Genomic DNA, 3,570 nt, shown 5'->3' on the forward strand with positions numbered 1-3,570 from the left:
GCTTCGTGATCATCCGGTGGTCGGCGACGGCGTGCGGGCCGAACGCGTCCGGGAAGAGCCCGAACACCGCGTCGCCCACGGCCGGTCCGCAGACCCGGGCACCGACCTCGGTGACCACGCCGGCGCCTTCGCCGCCCATCGAGGCGGCGCCCGGGTACACGTCGAGCGCGATGAGGACGTCCCGGAAGTTGAGGCCCGCGGCCCGTACGGCGATGCGGACGTCGTGTTCGCCGAGGGGCCGTCGCTCGGTGTCGTCGTCGGGGAGGAGGGCCAGGCCTTCCAGGGTGCCGGTGCCCGCGGTGCGCAGGGTCCAGTCGCCGCGCGGCGGCACCAGCTCGCCCTGGCCGCCGTCGCCGATGTCGCGGATGTCGTTGTCGTGGCTGCCGGTCCGGGTGAGCCGGGGTGCCAGCGCCTGTCCGTCGCGGAGGACCAGCTGCGGCTCGCCGCTGCGGGCGGCTGTCTGGAGCAGCGGCGCGGAGTCGGGGCTGTCGTCGGTGTCGATCAGCGCCAGCCGGCCGGGGTGCTCGCTCTGGGCCGAGCGCACCAGCCCCCATACGGCCGCGTGGACGAGGTCGGGCACCGTGTCGTCGGCCGCCGCGGCCACCGCGCCGTGTGTCACGACCACCAGCGGAGCCGGACCGTTGTCGCCGGCGAGCCACTCCCGCACCTGCCGCAGGACGTCGGCGGTCGCCGCCGACACCGCGTCCGGCAGCGGGTCGCCGTCGGCCGTGGTGAGCGGGGCGCAGTCGAGGACCGCGAGCCGGCCGTGTCCGTCCGTCCCGGACGGCCGGTCGGTGAGGCCGACCGGCACCCAGCGCATGTGGTAGAGCGATCCCGCCGTGTCGTCGCGGGCGGCGCCGAGCTGTTGCGGGGACACCGCGCGCAGCGCCAACTCCCGTACGCCGATGACGGGTCGGCCGGTGCTGTCGACGGCGTGCAGGGAGAGGCGCTCCGGGCCGGTGACGGACAGGCGCAGTCGCAGGGCGCGGGCGCCGGAGGCCAGGAGGACGACGTCGTTCCAGGAGAACGGCAGCCGCACCAGGCCGTCCTCCGTACCGGCGGCGGTGAGTTTCGCGGCGTGCAGGGCCGCGTCGAGCAGGGCCGGGTGGAGGCCGAACCGGCCCGCGGTCTCCGCGAGTTCCTCGGTGAGCGCGACTTCGGCGTACACGTCGTCGTCGAGGCGCCAGGCGGCGCGCAGCGCCCGGAACGCGGGCCCGTAGCCGTATCCGTTGTCGGCGAGTTCCTCGTAGAAGCCGTCGAGGTCGACGGGCCGGGCGCCGGGCGGGGGCCAGGCGGTCAGGCCGAAGCCGAAGGGGTCGGCGGTCCGGTCGGTGCCGGGGGCCCCGTCCCTCTCGGCCGGGTCTGCCTCCTCCTGGGGTGACAGGGTTCCGGTGGCGTGCCGGGTCCAGCCGGTCCCGTCGCCCGGGCCGGCGTCGGCGGTGTCCTGCGGGCGGGAGTACATCTCGACGCCGCGGCGGCCGTCGCCCTGGTCGGCGCCGATGGCGACCTGAACCTGCACGGCGCCGCGCTCGGGCAGGACCAGCGGTGCCTCCAGGGTGAGTTCGGTGACGCGGGAGCAGCCGACGACGTCGGCGGCGTGCACGGCGAGTTCGGCGAGCGCCGAACCGGGCAGCAGGACGGTCCCGGCCACGGCGTGGTCCGCGAGCCAGGGGTGGGTGCGCGGGGAGAGCCGTCCGGTCAGCACCATGTGGTCGGTCCCGGCGAGCGCGACCGCCGCGCCCACCAGCGGGTGACGGCCGGCGGCGAACCCGAGACCGGTGGCGTCCGCGACCGGCCCCGAGGCGCTGTCGAGCCAGTAGCGCCGCCGTTCGAAGGCGTACGTCGGCAGCTCCACGGCGTCCCCGGCGCCGGCTCCGCTACCGGTGAGGAGGTTGTCCCACCGGACGGGCACTCCCGCCGTGTGGACGACGCCCAGCGCGCCGAGGGCCGTTTGCTCCTCGGGGCGTTCGCGGCGCAGCACCGGTACGGCGGTGAGGTCGGCGCCGGTGTCGAGGGTGTCGCGGACCATCGCGGTCAGCACCCCTTCGGGGCCCAGTTCGAGGAAGGCCGTGACGCCCTGCGCGTCCAGTGCCGCCACCCCGTCGGCGAAGCGGACCGCCTCGCGCACCTGCCGCACCCAGTACTCGGGGGTGCGCAGCTCGTCGGGTCGGGCGATCGCGCCCGTCAGGTTGGACACCAGCGGGACGGTGGGTTCGCCGTAGGAGACGGTGGTCAGAAGCTGTCGGAACTCCTCCAGCATCGGCTCCATCCGCGCCGAGTGGAACGCGTGGCTGACCCGCAGCCGCCGCGTCCTGTGCCCGGCGTCCGCGAACCGTTGCGCGACCCGCAGCACCGGTTCCTCGTCGCCGGAGAGGACGACCGAGGTGGGTCCGTTGATCGCGGCGACGCACACGGCGTCGGCGGCCGGGACGTCGTCCTCGATCGCGGCGGCCAGTCCGTCGAGCGCGTCGCGTTCGGAGACCGCGACGGCCACCATCGCCCCGCCCCGGGGCAGCGCCTGCATCAGCCGGCCGCGGGCGGCGACCACGACGGCCGCGTCCTGGAGCGACCACAGGCCCGCGACGTGGGCCGCGGCGAGTTCACCGATCGAGTGTCCGAGCAGCAGGTCGGGCCGTACCCCGAACGACTCGACGAGTCGGTGGAGGGCGACTTCGAGGGCGAAGAGTCCCGCCTGGGTGAAGACCGTCTCGTCCAGGAGCCCCTGGGTGCCGTCGGCGCCGAACACGACGTCGCGCAGCGAGTGTTCGGTGTGTCCGGCGAGCTGCCGGTCGAGTTCGAAGACCGCGGCGTCGAACGCCTCGGCGAAGACCGGGAACGCCTCGTACAGTTCGCGGCCCATGCCGGCGGTCTGGCTGCCCTGGCCGGTGAACAGGAACGCGACGCGGGCGTCGGGGCGGGCCGAGCCCACCACCAGGCCGGGCGCGGTTCCGTCCGCGGCGAGCGCGTCGAGCCCGGCCAGCAGCTCGTCGCGGTCGCGCCCGGTCACGACGGCCCGCTCCTCGAACAGCGCGCGCCTGGTCGCGAGGGCGTGTCCGACGGCGGCCGTGGCGAGCCCGTCGTCGGCCCGCACGAGCGCGGCGAGGCGTCGCGCCTGGCCGGCGAGGGCCTGCCTGGTCCGGGCGGACAGCGGCCAGGGCAGGACGCGTCCCTCGCCGTCCGTCTCCCCGTCGGTCCCGGTGACCACGGGGTCGGGGCCCTGTTCGAGGACGACGTGCGCGTTGGTGCCGCTCGCGCCGAAGGACGACACACCCGCCCGACGCGGACGGCCCTCCGTCTCCGGCCACTCCCGCGCATCCGTCAGCAGCTCCACCGCACCCGCCGACCACTCCACATGCGGCGTCGGCTCGTCCACGTGCAGCGTCCGCGGCAGCACCCCCTCACGCATCGCCATCACCATCTTGATCACGCCCGCCACACCCGCCGCGGCCTGCGCGTGACCGATGTTCGACTTCAAAGACCCCAGATACAGCGGCCGTTCACCGGGTCGGTCCTGCCCGTAGGTCGCGATGATCGCCTGCGCCTCGATCGGGTCACCGAGGGTCGTGCCCG

1 protein-coding gene is annotated in these 3,570 nt (G+C 75.3%); it reads right to left on the reverse strand.

Features of this window, described 5'->3' with window-relative positions:
* The coding region (locus ALMP_RS41850) for an acyltransferase domain-containing protein (RefSeq protein ID WP_264937281.1) at nucleotides 1-3,570 on the reverse strand (3,570 nt) is incomplete at both ends.

The organism is Streptomyces sp. A012304, assembly GCF_026008495.1.
Classification (GTDB): Bacteria; Actinomycetota; Actinomycetes; order Streptomycetales; family Streptomycetaceae; genus Streptomyces.